The organism is Megasphaera hutchinsoni (genome assembly GCF_001553405.1).
Lineage (GTDB): Bacteria > Bacillota > Negativicutes > Veillonellales > Megasphaeraceae > Megasphaera > Megasphaera hutchinsoni.
Window position 1 is genome coordinate 74,908 of record NZ_KQ960953.1, and the last position, 15,299, is coordinate 90,206.

12 protein-coding genes are annotated in these 15,299 nt (G+C 37.7%); 8 read left to right on the plus strand and 4 right to left on the minus strand.

Going from position 1 to position 15,299, the window contains the following annotated elements:
* Nucleotides 1-108: 108 nt before the first annotated feature.
* A complete protein-coding gene (locus HMPREF3182_RS06105) occupies nt 109-1,056 on the plus strand; it encodes a 2-hydroxyacid dehydrogenase (protein WP_062486234.1) in 948 nt (315 codons plus the stop codon).
* Nucleotides 1,057-1,319: 263 nt separating this feature from the next.
* A complete protein-coding gene (locus tag HMPREF3182_RS06110; protein WP_235808661.1) occupies nt 1,320-2,609 on the plus strand; it encodes an RNA polymerase factor sigma-54 in 1,290 nt (429 codons plus the stop codon).
* A gap of 63 nt (nt 2,610-2,672) precedes the next feature.
* Here the strand turns inward: HMPREF3182_RS06110 and HMPREF3182_RS06115 are convergent, their stop codons facing one another.
* Nucleotides 2,673-3,284, minus strand: a complete 612-nt coding sequence (locus HMPREF3182_RS06115) for a hypothetical protein (RefSeq protein ID WP_062486240.1) — start codon at nt 3,282-3,284, stop codon at nt 2,673-2,675.
* A gap of 10 nt (nt 3,285-3,294) precedes the next feature.
* On the minus strand, nt 3,295-3,882 hold the full coding sequence (locus HMPREF3182_RS06120; protein WP_062486243.1) for a xanthine phosphoribosyltransferase: 588 nt from the start codon (nt 3,880-3,882) through the stop codon (nt 3,295-3,297).
* Nucleotides 3,883-4,124: 242 nt separating this feature from the next.
* On the opposite strand from HMPREF3182_RS06120, the gene HMPREF3182_RS06125 reads away from it, so the two are divergent.
* From HMPREF3182_RS06125 to HMPREF3182_RS06145, 5 genes are all read left to right on the plus strand, one after another.
* A complete protein-coding gene (locus HMPREF3182_RS06125; protein ID WP_062486246.1) occupies nt 4,125-7,868 on the plus strand; it encodes a phosphoribosylformylglycinamidine synthase in 3,744 nt (1,247 codons plus the stop codon).
* Between the two features lie 150 nt (nt 7,869-8,018).
* Nucleotides 8,019-8,303: a 30S ribosomal protein S6 gene (gene rpsF, locus HMPREF3182_RS06130; RefSeq protein ID WP_007393178.1), complete on the plus strand. Its 285-nt coding sequence runs from the start codon at nt 8,019-8,021 to the stop codon at nt 8,301-8,303.
* A gap of 15 nt (nt 8,304-8,318) precedes the next feature.
* A complete protein-coding gene (locus HMPREF3182_RS06135) occupies nt 8,319-8,750 on the plus strand; it encodes a single-stranded DNA-binding protein (RefSeq protein WP_007393155.1) in 432 nt (143 codons plus the stop codon).
* Between the two features lie 42 nt (nt 8,751-8,792).
* Nucleotides 8,793-9,023 (plus strand): 30S ribosomal protein S18, encoded by a 231-nt coding sequence (rpsR, locus tag HMPREF3182_RS06140; RefSeq protein WP_007393217.1) that lies wholly within the window; start codon nt 8,793-8,795, stop codon nt 9,021-9,023.
* 260 nt (nt 9,024-9,283) lie between these two features.
* Nucleotides 9,284-10,603: a gluconate:H+ symporter gene (locus HMPREF3182_RS06145; RefSeq protein ID WP_062486249.1), complete on the plus strand. Its 1,320-nt coding sequence runs from the start codon at nt 9,284-9,286 to the stop codon at nt 10,601-10,603.
* A 50-nt stretch (nt 10,604-10,653) separates the two neighbouring features.
* On the opposite strand, the gene HMPREF3182_RS06150 is transcribed toward HMPREF3182_RS06145, so the two are convergent.
* Nucleotides 10,654-11,544: a diacylglycerol/lipid kinase family protein gene (locus HMPREF3182_RS06150; RefSeq protein WP_007393222.1), complete on the minus strand. Its 891-nt coding sequence runs from the start codon at nt 11,542-11,544 to the stop codon at nt 10,654-10,656.
* A gap of 44 nt (nt 11,545-11,588) precedes the next feature.
* Nucleotides 11,589-12,956: an aminopeptidase gene (locus tag HMPREF3182_RS06155; RefSeq protein WP_007393234.1), complete on the minus strand. Its 1,368-nt coding sequence runs from the start codon at nt 12,954-12,956 to the stop codon at nt 11,589-11,591.
* A 247-nt stretch (nt 12,957-13,203) separates the two neighbouring features.
* Here HMPREF3182_RS06155 and fusA point away from each other — a divergent pair, with 247 nt between their 5' ends.
* On the plus strand, nt 13,204-15,276 hold the full coding sequence (gene fusA, locus HMPREF3182_RS06160; RefSeq protein WP_062486252.1) for an elongation factor G: 2,073 nt from the start codon (nt 13,204-13,206) through the stop codon (nt 15,274-15,276).
* Nucleotides 15,277-15,299 lie beyond the last annotated feature (23 nt).

The window sequence follows — 15,299 nt, forward strand, 5'->3', positions numbered from 1 at the left end:
GTAAAGGGCATATGATTTTATTAATAATACGATTTTTAAAAATATCCTTACATAATTAAAAACAAGTTATATAATAATATATATATTTTTTGTAAAGGAAGTGATTTTATGAAAGTAGTATTATTAGAGTCATTAGGTATTTCTTCGGATTTATTAGCAACTTATGCTGATAAATTAAAAGCACAGGGACATTCATTTGCTGCTTATGAGCGAACGGATGATGTATCGGTACAGATTGAAGAGGCAAACGATGCAGATATTTTAATTATTGCCAATATGCCGTTAAAAGGTGAGGTTATTCGAGCTTGTCCTCACTTAAAGTATATTGATGTTGCTTTTACAGGAGTGGATCATGTTGATTTGGCAGCAGCGAGAGAAAGGGGCGTTCGCGTTAGTAATGCATCGGGATATTCTACCGTAGCGGTAGCGGAATTGACTATTGCGATGATGCTTCATTTGTTACGATATGTAGCACAAGTTGATGCGGCTTGTCGTGCGGGAGGTACGAAAGCTGGATTTATTGGTTATGAATTGGAAGGTAAAACGGTTGGCTTATTCGGCACAGGGGCAATAGGACATAGGGTAGCCGAATTAGTACATGCTTTTGGTGCAAAGGTTATTGCGTACAATGGTTTTTCCCATAAGGAAAGCACTGCATTAATTACGTATGTATCACTGGAAGAAGTTATGTCGATGGCGGATATTATCTCTTTACATTGTCCAGTTACGGAGCAATCTAGAGGATTAATTAATGCGAAGACGTTGTCTTATATGAAGCCTAGTGCGATTTTGATTAATGAAGCTCGTGGCCCTGTTGTTGATTCACAAGCTTTAGCTGATGCGTTGAATACGGGTAAAATTGCAGGTGCGGGAATTGATGTTTTTGAAGTAGAACCGCCTATTGATACGAAGCATCCTTTACTACATAGTAAGAATACTATCGTTACGCCACATGTTGCTTTTGCTACACATGAATCGATGAAGAAACGTGCAGTTATTGTGTTTGAGAACATAGATAACTTTTTAGCAGGGAAGCAACTAAATATTATTTTATAATATGAAGACTAATATGAAAACGACCTCTTTTGCACCAAAGAGGTCGTTTTTAGTATGGTTATATGAAATATACCCTTAATTATTTTCAAAATACTTGCATGGGGTATATAGAAGGATAACGAATTATTAGGGGACAATATATTGATAACGAATAAGAGAGACGTGATATATATCGATTGTATATGTATGAATTAAACATCTTTACGATAAAAAGGGCTTTATGCTAGACTGAATATATATAAATTCTGTCTAGGGAGGTGTTTATGATGATTGGCCCTGAATTAATTTTAGAACAACAGATTAAATTAAATCAAAGACAATTATTGTCGATGAAATTATTAGCACTTCCTATGCAAAATTTACATGAATTTATACAGGAAAAAATTGTTGAAAATCCTTTGTTAGAATTAGATGATTCTTTTTCAAAAGAGAAGAATTCTTATTCAGACGAACGTTTTTGGGAGCAAATACCTGATCGGTCGCGTTCTTTTGAGTCTGTATTGTTACAAGAATTACGGATGCATATTTCTTCAACGAGATTATATGAAGCAGCAAAATTAATTGTCTGTTCATTAGATACAAGAGGATTTTTTTTGGGTGATTTAGCGAAATTAGGGGAAATTGGTGGTTTTTCGCCGGATGAAATGAAACGTGCTTTAGCGGCTGTTCGTGCGTGTGAACCATTTGGTGTTGGGGCATCATCGGTACAAGAATCGCTTCTTATTCAACTTCCGCATCAGACGAATGTTCCTGAGGGAACAGAAATGATTATAAAAAAATATTTTTCTGAATTTTTACATAGTAAATGGGATGTTATTGAACGAAAATCGGGGTTGTCATTCAAAGCGGTAAAGGCAGTGCGAGATTTTATAAAAAAAATGTCACCTTATCCAGCACATCAATTTATGGATAATGTACAATATATACATCCTGAAGTAGAAATTATTTCTTTAGAAAAGGGAAAGCTAGGAATCCGATTTTTAGAAGAATTGCCTTCTTTGATATATCGTAGTGATTTATACGAGTTGTATAACAATACAGAAGATAAGGAAATACGAAGTTTTTTATTAAAGCATAAGAAAAATTATTTGATTTTACAAGAGGCTTTAGTATATAGACGCATGTCGATTATGAAAGTAATACAATACATTTTGCAAGTACAAAAACATTTTTTTTTACAATATGGGGATATTAAGCCATTATTACAGAAAGATATTTCTTTAGCTACGGGGTTAAGTGCGTCTACGGTTAGTCGTGTTTGCCATGAGAGATATGTGTTATTTAAAGGAAAAATTTATGCGGTTCAAGATTTTTTAGGTCGAGCTTATGTATGTGGGGCGAAAAAGAAAGAGCCTGTATCAGATAAATTTGTTATGCAGCAGCTTAAAAATTTAATTCAAGGTGAAGATAAATTGAGACCTTTATCAGATCAGGAAATTTGTTCTGTATTGGAAAAATATAAAATTTCTATATCTCGTAGAACCGTGACTAAATTACGATTAAAATTAAATATTCCTAATAGTAGTATGAGACGACGGCAATATTTACTCTGAATATAGGTGGACGAAGAAAAAAACTATCTCAATATGTGTTGAGATAGTTTTTTGGTTTATTTTTTAAAATAAATATTTGGTTTCATAGCTCAAGTCCATATATTGGGCTAAGAGATCGTCGCTAAAACCATATTCTTCTGATTTTCCAATAAATTCGCCTACGCGCAGTTTTAGTCGTTGAGTTGAAGGTAATGGTTTTTGATACTCAAGACGTAATCTAGCAGCATCTTTTGATTTATCTTCCACTTGCACAAATAGACCGTTTTTAAAGGTTAGTTCAAAAACGTTTTTAAAGGCATGAGGTAATTGAAAGCCGAAAGGAATAAAATAACTTTCTATGAAATGATTGCCAATTAATATAGAGCCACTATATGTTAATTCGTGATTTAGGTCGTACCGCAAGTTCCCCGCAGGGGAATGAAAAATGGTAGGTTCGATAGTATCAATGACGGGAGGGGTCATGTCGCTATGGTTGGTTAATAATGTTTTTAAGGTGAGTCGTTTTTGTTTATTTATTGTAAAAATACCGGTGTATCCTCGAAGGCAAGCTTCATTATAAATAGCGGGACAAAGGGAGAAGTGCTCTATTTTAAAAAATGCTTCGGGATATTCTATTGCTACAATACTGTATTTAAAGGTGGAAAAGTTAAAACCATCAAAAAATTGAGCACGCATAATTCGACTCCTATTCAGTAGGAAAATGGATAAAGATGGGACGATTATTTTCAAATTTTTGTATAGAGGCGAGGGCTTTTACACAAATATTTTCTTTTTCTAGACAGACCCGTCCACCTTGAAAGGCTTTTTCTATAATTACACCGAGACCGATTACTTGACTTCCCGCTTCTTGTACTAAGTGGGTTAGCCCTAAAGCAGCGGCCCCACTAGCTAAAAAATCATCAACGATTAGTATGTTTTCATTCGGTGGAAGATATTGCTTGCTAATGGTAACGGTATAGTTTTTTCCTTTGGTATAGGAATAAATTGAGGTGGTATATTGATCATCTATGGTGAGTAATGTCGTGTGTTTTCGGGCAAATACAACAGGTACATTATGGAGGGCAAGGGCTGTTGCATAGGCGACAGCAATTCCAGATGTTTCAATCGTTATAATGCGATCAATAGGGTATTGTGCGAAAAGATAAGCTATTTCTTGACCCATTTTATTTAACAGGGGGATATCCAGCTGTTGATTTAAAAAATTATCTATTTTTAAAATTTTATTGTCAATAACACAACCATCTTTTAAAATTCGATCTATTAATTCTTGCATATGATATCTCCCTTATAATTTAAAGAATATATATAGTCTAATATGGTTTATTTACAAAGTCAATATCAAGAGGATATAGGCATATTGGGAAATTAGTATAGGATAAGAAAAAGCAAATATTTTCTATTTTTGCCCGCATATAATATTTATACGTATTTATCATAAGTTGGTTTACAGATACAGTGCAAAACGAGTATACTAAGATAGTATATTAGGTTTTGATTTTTTGAGGAGGTCGTTTTATGCAGCCTATTCGACGGTTATATGTAGCTAAAAAAAAATGTTTTGCGGATGAAGAAAAACGAATGTTGTCTGATTTACGTAACAATTTACTTATTCATGAGTTAGAGTCATTACGTATTTTCCATCGATATGATATCGGTGGATTAGATGAGGACGCATTTTTGGCAGCAAAAAAAATGATATTCTCAGAACCTCCAGTGGATGAAGTATACGATTCATTGACGCTGAATGACGGGGAGCAACTGATTGCTATTGAATATCAACCAGGACAATATGATCAGCGTGCAGATTCAGCGATGCAATGTTTACAAATGCTTACCATGAAAAATGATGGTATAGTTCGGACGGCAAAGGTGATTGTTTTTTCAGGCAATCTTTCTATTCAAGATATGGAACGTATACAAGGATATTGCATTAATCCTGTGGAAGCGAGGAAGGCCTCATTAGATGCGTGCCAATCGCTTACATTAGCTTTGGAAGAACCAGCACCCGTTTCGACTATTACGGGATTTATAGTGTATACGGAAGAACAACTACGAGATTTATTAGAATCGTTGGGATTGGCTATGAGTTTTGCCGATTTACAATTTTGTCAGTCTTATTTTAGAGAGGAAGAACAACGGGATCCAACGATTACTGAAATAAAAGTAATTGATACGTATTGGTCGGATCATTGTAGACATACAACATTTAATACAGCATTAACAGACATTACGTTTGCTGAAAGTCCGTTGATTAAACCTGTACGAGAAGCATATCAAGAATATCAACAAGCACGAAATATGTTACAGCGTAAAAAGCCTATTTCACTGATGGATATGGCAACCATAGCTGTTAAAGAATTGCGACAAGCGGGAAAGCTACAAAATTTAGATATATCTGATGAAATTAATGCTTGTACTATTATTGTACCCGTTGATGTGCAAGGAAAAGAGGAAGAATGGTTACTTCTTTTCAAAAATGAAACACATAATCATCCGACAGAAATCGAACCTTTTGGTGGTGCGGCTACTTGCTTAGGCGGTTGTATTCGCGATCCTTTAAGCGGACGGGCGTATGTATATCAAGCAATGCGGATTACTGGTTCGGGAGATCCACGGCAACCTGTGAGAGAAACCTTAACGGGTAAATTACCCCAGCGTACGATTACAACTGGAGCGGCGAAGGGGTATAGTTCTTATGGAAATCAAATTGGGTTAGCAACAGGAGAGGTAAAAGAATATTATCATCCTGGATTTATTGCCAAACGGATGGAAATTGGTGCGGTAATAGGAGCAGCTCCACGGGAGAATGTAGTACGAAAAACGCCATTGCCTGGAGATATCGTGATTTTACTTGGCGGTAAAACGGGGAGAGATGGTTGTGGTGGCGCTACGGGGTCATCAAAAAAACATACGGTTCATTCTTTAAGTGATTGTGGTGCAGAAGTTCAAAAGGGAAACGCCTTAACGGAACGTAAAATACAACGTCTGTTTCGCCGTGGTGAAGTAACAAGATTAATTAAGCGGTGTAATGATTTCGGTGCGGGTGGTGTATCTGTTGCGGTAGGAGAATTGACCGAAGGGTTACATATACAGTTAGATGTTATTCCTAAAAAATATGAAGGGCTAGATGGGACGGAACTTGCGATTTCGGAATCACAAGAACGCATGGCGGTAGTAGTTGATGCAGCAGATAAAGAGCAGTTTATGAGGTATGCGGCAGAAGAGAACTTAGAAGCTACGGTTATTGCAGAAGTAACGGCGGATAAACGGTTAGTGATGCGTTGGCGTGATCAGCAGGTGGTTAATTTAGCGAGGTCATTTTTAGATACAAATGGCGTTATGCAGGAACAAACCGCCTATGTAGCCGCTCCTAGCGAGAAGAGTTTTTTTGCCGTGTCACCAATTACGGATAGAAAACAGTATTGGAAAAAGGTCATGGGAACGTTAAATGTTGCATCAGAACAAGGGTTAGCAGAGCAATTTGATAGTTCTATTGGTGCGGCTACGATGTTAATGCCTTTTGGCGGTATTTGGCAAAAGACACCGGTGGCGGGCATGGTTGCAGCTTTGCCCGTACGAGGGGGACAAACGGAAACCGTATCTATTATGACGCATGGGTATGATCCGAATTTAGCTTCGTGGAGTCCTTTTCACGGTGGCCTCTATGCAGTTTTATTATCGCTTGCTAAGCTTGTGGCTTTAGGGGGAAAGCGACAAGATGCGTATTTGACGTTACAAGAATTTTTCCCTTCGTTAGGTACAAACGATACTTATTGGGGTTTGCCAGTTAGTGCTTTATTAGGTGCGTATAAAGCACAAAAGGAATTAGGTATTGCTGCTATTGGCGGTAAAGATAGTATGAGTGGTACGTTTGAACAATTAACTGTTCCACCGACATTAGTATCCTTTGCAGTGGTAACGGCAAAACGTTCGGATATTATATCGCCAGAATTTAAAGGGGCGAATCATATTGTTTTATTGGTACAAACACCACGAGATGAAGTGGGAATGCCCAATTTCGAAATCTTTAAACAACATTGTGATGCACTGAGAAAAGAACAACAAGCAGGCACTATATTTGCTTTGCGTGCGGTAGATCAAGGTGGCGTAGCGGCAGCATTAGTGGAAATGGCGGTAGGTAATCGTTTGGGCGTGCAGTTGTCCGATATAGTTGATGATGCTACTTTATTCCAAGCCTCGTATGGCGATTTCATAGTGGAAATGGATGAAGCATCGGCACAACGGTGGGAGGCATTATCACATGTTATGCGAATTGGTATGACGCAAGAAAAGGCTATCATGAGTTGGAAAGATGGATTTATTTCCTTGATGGAATTGCAAGGAGCATGGGAAGATACGTTGTCTTCTATTTTTCCATTGCAATGTGAAAGTAAAACGGATAATAGCTCGCTGCCTAAATATACCACTCGTGCTAGTCGGCGAAGTGAAGTATGGGGGAAGCCAACTGTATTTATACCCGTTTTTCCAGGAACTAACTGTGAATACGATTCGGCTGCGGCGTTTGAACGCGTAGGCGCCAATGTAGATATGATGGTATTAAAAAATAATACGGCGCAAGCATTACAAGCGTCTATGACCGAAATGGTTAAGCGTCTTAATCAGGCACAAATCATATTTTTCCCTGGCGGTTTTAGTGCAGGTGATGAACCAGATGGTTCGGGTAAATTTATTGCTACGGTCTTTAGGAATCCAGTCTTGTCAGATGCATTAGAGCGACTATTATATGAACGAGATGGATTGGCATTGGGGATTTGTAATGGTTTCCAAGCGTTGATTAAATTGGGGTTATTACCGTATGGTCACGTTCAGCCTCTTGCCGAAAATAGTCCAACATTGACGTATAATACGATTGGTAGGCATATTTCTCGAGTGGTGCAGACAAAGGTAGTTTCCGTACTAAGTCCTTGGTTTAATAAAATCAATGTAGGCGATATACATTCATTGCCGATCTCTCATGGAGAGGGAAGGTTTGTTGCATCGGCGGAAATGATTAAGTCTTTATGTAAACAAGGACAGATAGCTACGCAGTATGTTGATATGGAGGGAAATGCTACTTATAATAGTGAATATAACCCAAATCAGTCTGTCTTTGCTATAGAAGGCATTACGAGTCCTGATGGGCGTGTATTAGGTAAAATGGCACATAGTGAACGTTCTGTAGCGGGAAATGTTCTAAAAAATATACATGGTAATATGATACAGCCATTGTTTGCGGGCGGGGTAGAGTACTTTAGGTAAAGGTAGATATACCTATATTATGCTATGTATGAATAGGGATTTTTTAGTTGAAATTTTTTATCGTGAATGATATAATAAATAGGCTTGAATGTATCAGGCTCCTAACCCTTCTTTGGGAAGGGTCATAAGTCCAAAAGAGGAGGTGATTTCGTGAATAAGTACGAAGTCATGTTTATTGCGAAGCCGTTAGAAGACGAAGCGGTAAAACCCATTATTGAGTTTGTCGATGCATTGTTAAAGAAAAACGGTGCACAGGTAAAAAAGATTGAACCATGGGGTAAACGTCATTTAGCATATCCTGTAAAAAAACAGAATGATGGCTATTATGTCTTGGTTAATTTCGATGCTGAACCTGACATTATTAAAGAAATTGACCGCGTAATGAAAATTCGTGATGAAATCTTAAAACACTTAATTGTTAAGATTGACGAATAATCGGAGGCGTAAGGTATGAATTCAGTACAATTATTAGGGAATCTGGCCAGAGATCCAGAGATTAGAAGCACTACTACTGGTAAAACAGTAGCAAGGTTTACGGTTGCTTGCTCTAGTTCATATGTATCTGCAACTGGTGAAAAGCGAGAAATGACTGATTTTGTTCCTTGTGTTGCGTGGGGAAATTTGGCGGAAAGCTGTCAGGAAAATTTAGCAAAGGGAAAACGCGTTTTTGTACAGGGACGTTTTTCTAGACGTTCTTATGAAACTCAAGATGGGCAAAAACGTTATGTGACGGAAGTTGTTTGCGAGTTTATAGGACAGCCTTTGGGGAAAGGTATGAATGAAACCGGCATGGGTAGATCGGGTGCACAGGAAACCGTGCATACGGAAAATCAATCCTTTGGAGATGCTGGTAGTCCTAGCACAGAAGAAGTACCTTTTTAATGTCAAACAGTACCCTTCTTATTAAAAAAGGAGGAAGTATAGATGAAAAGAGATCGTTCAAGAAAACCAAGAAGAAAAGTTTGTAATTTTTGTGTAGATCATGCAGAACAAATTGATTATAAAGATATTGCAAAACTTCGGCGTTTTACGACAGAACGTGGTAAAATTTTGCCACGGAGAATTTCTGGTGTTTGTGCTAAACATCAGCGTAAATTAACACTTGCTATCAAGCGTGCAAGAGCGATTGCATTATTGCCTTATACGGCAGAATAATAAAAAAAGACAGTTTCTTAGGAAACTGTCTTTTTTTTATTATAGGCAGATTAGGATAATAGCGAGCGGGGGATGGTGGGATAAGTATGGTTAGTTATGCATAAAACGGTTTACACTTTTCCTATGACCTTGTATAATACAAGAGAATGAATGAAACGTATCATTATAATAATTAAAAAATGATTTTTTTATATCTTTATATGATGCGGTTTTTATTATTGTATAAAGTAATTATTTATTAAAAAGGAGGTTGATGAAATATGCCTTTAATTATCTTAGCTATTGGTATTATTATTTTATTTTTTCTTATCGTAAAAATGAAGCTAAATAGTTTTTTAGCATTATTACTAGTGGCGGGCTTTGTTGGCTTAGCTGAAGGTTTACCACTTGTGAAAATTATTCCGACGATTGAAAAGGGGTTAGGTGGTACACTAGGCGGACTTGCTATTGTCATTTCTTTTGGGGCTATTTTAGGTAAATTAATGGCTGAAAGTGGTGGAGCGCAGCGGATTGCGATGACTTTAATTCGTGTTTTTGGCGCGAAGAATGTAAAATGGGCTGTGTGCTTGACTGGGTTCATTGTGGGGATTGCTTTATTTTATGAAATTGGTTTTGTATTGTTGATTCCGATTGTGTTTACGATTGCGGCAGCAGCAGGAGTACCTCTTTTAGAAGCGGGCATTCCTATGGCGGCAGCGTTATCGGTTACGCATGGTTTTTTACCACCACATCCGGGTCCTACGGCGATATCCGTTATTTATAATGCAGATATTGGTAAAACGTTAGTTTATGGTTTTATTATAGCTGTTCCAGCTGCTATTATAGCAGGGCCGTTATTTTATAAAACGATACATCATATTAAAGCAGAAATGCCAGAACATTTATTTCAATCTAAAGTTTTTCAAGATGAGGAAATGCCAAGTTTTACTGTTAGTATTATTACGGCATTGATTCCTGTAGTCTTAATGGCTATTTCGGCTATAACGAAGATGACTTTGTCTCCGGCAGCTACGTTGTATCCTATTCTTACCTTTTTAGGGACGCCTGATATTGCCTTGACGATTTCCATTGCTGTGGCCATTTACACGTTTGGCTTACAACGGGGAAAGACAATGAAAGAAGTAATGACTATTGCTCAAGATGCGATCTTAGCTATTGCTATGATTTTGCTCATTGTTGGCGGTGGAGGTGCCTTAAAACAAATTTTAATTGATAGTGGCGTAGGTACGTATATTGGTAATATAGCTGCTCATTCTGGATTATCACCATTATTGCTGGCTTGGGTAGTGGCTGCGGTTATTCGTATTGCTTGCGGCTCTGCTACTGTTGCGGCATTAACGGCTGGCGGAATTGCGGCACCTATTGTTGCGGTTACGGGGGTAAGCCCTGAATTGATGGTGCTTGCGACAGGTGCGGGCAGTTTAATTTTTAGTCCACCAAATGATCCAGGATTTTGGTTATTTAAAGAATTTTTTGGTTTAACAGTTAAAAATACCGTTCGTACATGGTGCGTATTAGAAACACTTATTTCCATTATTGGTTTAATTGGAGTTTTGATTTTATCGATATTTGTTGCGTAATGCGTATTTGAAAAAGACCATCTCTTTTATTTTTAAGAGATGGTCTTTTTTTATTTTGGGACATAAATGGATAAGAAAGAAGGTAATATTTCTAAATTTAAGGGAAAATTAGGTCCTTCATCTCCGTCCATATTGGTATGGAGTAGAGGATCTTCTAATAGGGTAATACGAGCTTTTGTTAATGTCAGCAATGTCATATATTCACCGCTTAAAGGTGTACTAGAAAGAAAGTCGGGAATCATTTTTAAAAGATCCAAATAAGAGAAATCTTTAAAAATCGCTAACCAAATTTTTCCATCATTGACACGTGCTTGCGGTGCAACATTGCGAAAACCCCCAATTGAATTTGTTAACATAGCAATGATGAGTGGACTGCGATATATGAGTTCTTCTTGCTCTGTTTCGATTTTAAATAAGGACGTGGTATGATTTTGTAGTGTTTTTATACCAGTTAAAAAATATGCTAATGGACCGAGTCGCGTTTTTTGTTCTACTGATACATGACCAACTGCATCAGGTAAGATTCCTGCGGCAACTGTGTTTACAAAATATTTATCATTTACTTTGCCGATATCTACCTGGATGGTTTTGCAATGCGAGAGCATGGAAATAGCTGCTTCTGGATGGAGAGGAATTTGTAAAGCTCGTGCTAAATCATTAATGGTACCTAAAGGAATAAAGCCAAAATGGATGGGTTTATTGGCTAAAGCAAGACCGTTAATCGTTTCGTTTAATGTACCATCGCCCCCCATACAAAAAATAGAATCAAAACCACATAAGGATGCTTCTTTTGCCCAGTATGTAGCATCACCGCGTTGACGTGTTTCCCGCAGTTCAACATAATCGAACATGCTGTCTAATTGGTATTTTAAATCATCTTTATGATATTTTGCACGTTCCTTTCCAGAAGAAGGATTAATAATTACAAGACACCGTTTCACTGCTATATGCTCCTTATTAATGATAATGGATATATGGTAACATATTAGAGACTTTCAAAGAAAGCTTTGTAAGCTAAATAAGCACAGTAAGCATCTACTTTAGCGACTAATTCTAATGGAGCATGCATGCTTAACATAGCGACCCCACAATCGACGACATCGCAACCCCAATTAGCCATGATATAGGCAATTGTACCACCGCCGCCTTGGTCTACTTTTCCTAATTCACTAATTTGCCAAGGCACATTATTTTCATTAAAAATATTTCTGATTTTTATTAAAAATTCAGCGTTTGCATCACTGCTCCCTGCTTTGCCACGTGAACCGGTGTATTTGCAGAGTGCGATACCGTATCCAAAGCGACCGGCATTGTTCTTTTCAAAGGCACTTTCAAAATTAGGGTCTAAGGCAGCACAAACATCGGCAGATAATACTTCGCTTTGTCTTAATAAACGACGTAAGTATAATTCCTCTTTATGACCTTGTAAGGCTAATAATTCACTAATGAAATCAAGAAAATAAGAAGCTTGTACCCCTGTATTGCCCATAGAACCGATTTCTTCTTTATCTGCGAATAAAGCAACTTGTGTTTTTTCTGTACTGTGTGCATGTAAAATTGCTGCTAAATTAGCATATGAGCAAACCCGATCATCTTGTCCGTGAGACATGATCATAGAACGATCTAGTCCTACATCACGGCTCTTTTGAGCAGGAACGATTTCTAGTTCGGCCGTGGTAAAGTCTTCTTCTTCGATATTATATTTTTCTTTTAATAATTGTAAAATAGCTGGTTTTACTGTGTCTTCGTCACTGTGAATGCCGATTATAGGCATAAGCATTTCCCCGGTAATAGCTTCGCCTAAAGGTTTGGTGATTTGATCTTTACCCAAATGAGGAAGTAAATCGGTAATATAAAGAACTGGATCTTGCGGCTCATCGCCAATTGAAACATCAATTCTTTTACCACTTGCTGTATATACGACACCTAATAAAGCCAAGGGCATACAGACCCATTGATATTTTAAAATGCCGCCGTAATAGTGTGTTTTAAAATAAGCAATATTATCTTTTTCTACGAGAGGCATGCCTTTTAAATCTAACCGGGGGCAATCAATGTGAGAGCCAACGATTTTAAGACCAGCTTCAAGCGGTTGTTTCCCTATAATCGCCAAGACAACGGCTTTTCCTTTTTGATCCCAGAATACTTTGTCGCCTGGTTGAAGTGATGTATATTCTTGGATGGAGCGAAACCCCGCTTTTGTAGCTTGGCGTAAAATTTCTTTATTCGCTAATCGTTCAGTTCGAGCTGTATCCAAAAAAGCTCGATAATTAGTAGCATAGTTTTCTACTTCTTGTCTTTGCTCGGTTGAAAAGCGTTGCCAAGCACTGTGTTCTTTGTCAAACGTTTTCATAAAAACCTCCTATTGCTATTTTAATTTATAACACTTTTATTATAATCGTCTTTTTATAAAAAAGAAAGAGAGGAGTGAGGAAGGGCGGTCGAGGAGATGATTTATGTATGCGTTTTAGTTTTATTTCAATTGTTATATTGCTTATTTAGCTAAATGAATTACATAAAAGAAGGTCAAGGAAAAAGGAAATTAATAAAAAGATACAGAATATAGTAAATAAAATTATATGTTCTAGGAGGCGATTTGAATGAAGGAATATACCAGTGAGCAGATTCGCAATGTAGCTGTGCTTTCTCATGATGGAGCGGGTAAAACGGCGGTGGTTGAATCGGTTCTATTTACGTGCGGGGCGATTGATGCAGTTGGTGTCGGGAAAGATAATAAGCATGTCATGGATTATGAACCAGAAGAAATTAAACGTAATGTAACGATTCAATTAGGTATAGCTCCTTGCCAGTGGGAGGACCATAAAATCAATTTCTTGGACACTCCGGGATATTCGGAATTTTGCGGCGAAGTGCGTTCGGCATTACGGGCGGCAGACAGTATCTTGTTAGTTGTATCAGCGGAAACGGGAATTGAAATAGATACCGAACGAGCATGGGATTATGGTGTGGCGTTACAATTGCCGCGGATGGTTTATGTAAATAAAATGGACGGAGAACAAGCCGATTTTTTTGGTTGCTTAGAAAAGATGCGGTCTGTTTTTGGGAAATCGATTATGCCGTTACAAATTCCGTTAGGTGAAGGAAAAGATTTTCGTGGGATTATTGATGTATGCAAGTTGATTGCATGGGAATGGACAAATGGAGAATGTAAAGAAATTAAAGTACCGCCTGAATATATGGCGAAGGCAAGACAAGTAAGGGAAATGTGCATGGAAGCCGCGGCAGAAGGTGATGATGCATTATTAGAAAAATATTTAGAAGGAGAAGAATTAACATTAGAAGAACTTCGGTTAGGGTTACGGCAAGGGATGCTAACTGGTCGTGTATGCCCCGTCATGTGTGGCAGTGCTAGATATCATATTGGGACACAAGAATTATTGCGGCGAATTATTACCTATATGCCAGCGGGATCACAAAAAGTTATATCAGGACAAGATGAACAACAAAAGGATGTTGTATTAGTATATGCGAATAAACCTTTTTCAGGGTTTGTGTTTAAGACAACTATTGATCCCTTTGCCGGTAAATTAAGTTATGTGCGAGTTTTTTCGGGAACGTTAAAAGAAGGAGATAAAATTTATAATGTAACACAAGGCAAAGAGGAAAAGTTAAATAAAATATTGCTTTTAACGGGTAAAGAAACGCAGTCTGTAACACAAGCTGTAGCGGGGGATATTATCGTATTACCTAAGCTGGCTGATACTCGTACGGGCGATACATTAGCGACGACAGATTTTATTGTTCGGTATGATCCGATTCGTTTTCCCAAACCATTGCATCAGGTTGCTTTGGGGGTTGAGAAAAAAGGGGAAGAAGAAAAATTGGTTAATGCTTTAGTGCGAATTAGTGAAGAAGATCCGACGTGTCAAGTTGAAAAAAGTATTGAAGGAAAACAAATTTTATTGCGGTGCATGGGGGACGTTCATTTCGATCATATTATGACTAAAATAGAGCGTAAATATGGCCTTAAGGCTGTAGTAGAAGAGATGTATATTCCGTATAGGGAGACGATTAAGGGAAAAGCAACGGCTGAAGGAAAGCATAAAAAACAAAGTGGTGGACATGGGCAATATGGACATGTTGTACTAGAAATGGAGCCGATACAAGGGGACGGTGAGTTCGAGTTTGTAGATGCTATTTTTGGTGGTGCTGTACCAAAACAATATATTCCAGCAGTTGAAAAGGGTGTACAAGAAACCTTGCAAAAAGGTATGTTAGCAGGGTTCCCTCTCATTCATATTAAAGTGACGTTAAAAGATGGTTCTTATCATACGGTTGATTCTTCGGAAATGGCCTTTAAAATGGCGGCTGCTGTGGCTTTGAAAAAGGGCATTCCTGAAGCAGATCCTGTGTTATTAGAACCTATTTATACGGTGGAAGTAGTTATACCAGAAGAATTTATGGGCGATATTATGGGAGATTTTAGTGGTCGGCGTGGACGTATTTTAGGGATGGAACCACATCGCAATAGAAAGGGGATTATTGTTGTAAAGGCTCAGGTACCTTTGGCGGAAATGATTGGATATGTAACGGTATTACGTTCTATGACACAGGGAAAAGGAACATTTAATTTAGCTTTTTATGCATATGAAGAAGTTCCTAAAAAAATTACCGAAGAGATTATTGCAGCACGAGCACAGGCAAAAGAATAAAAAAAATACCTCGACAATATTGT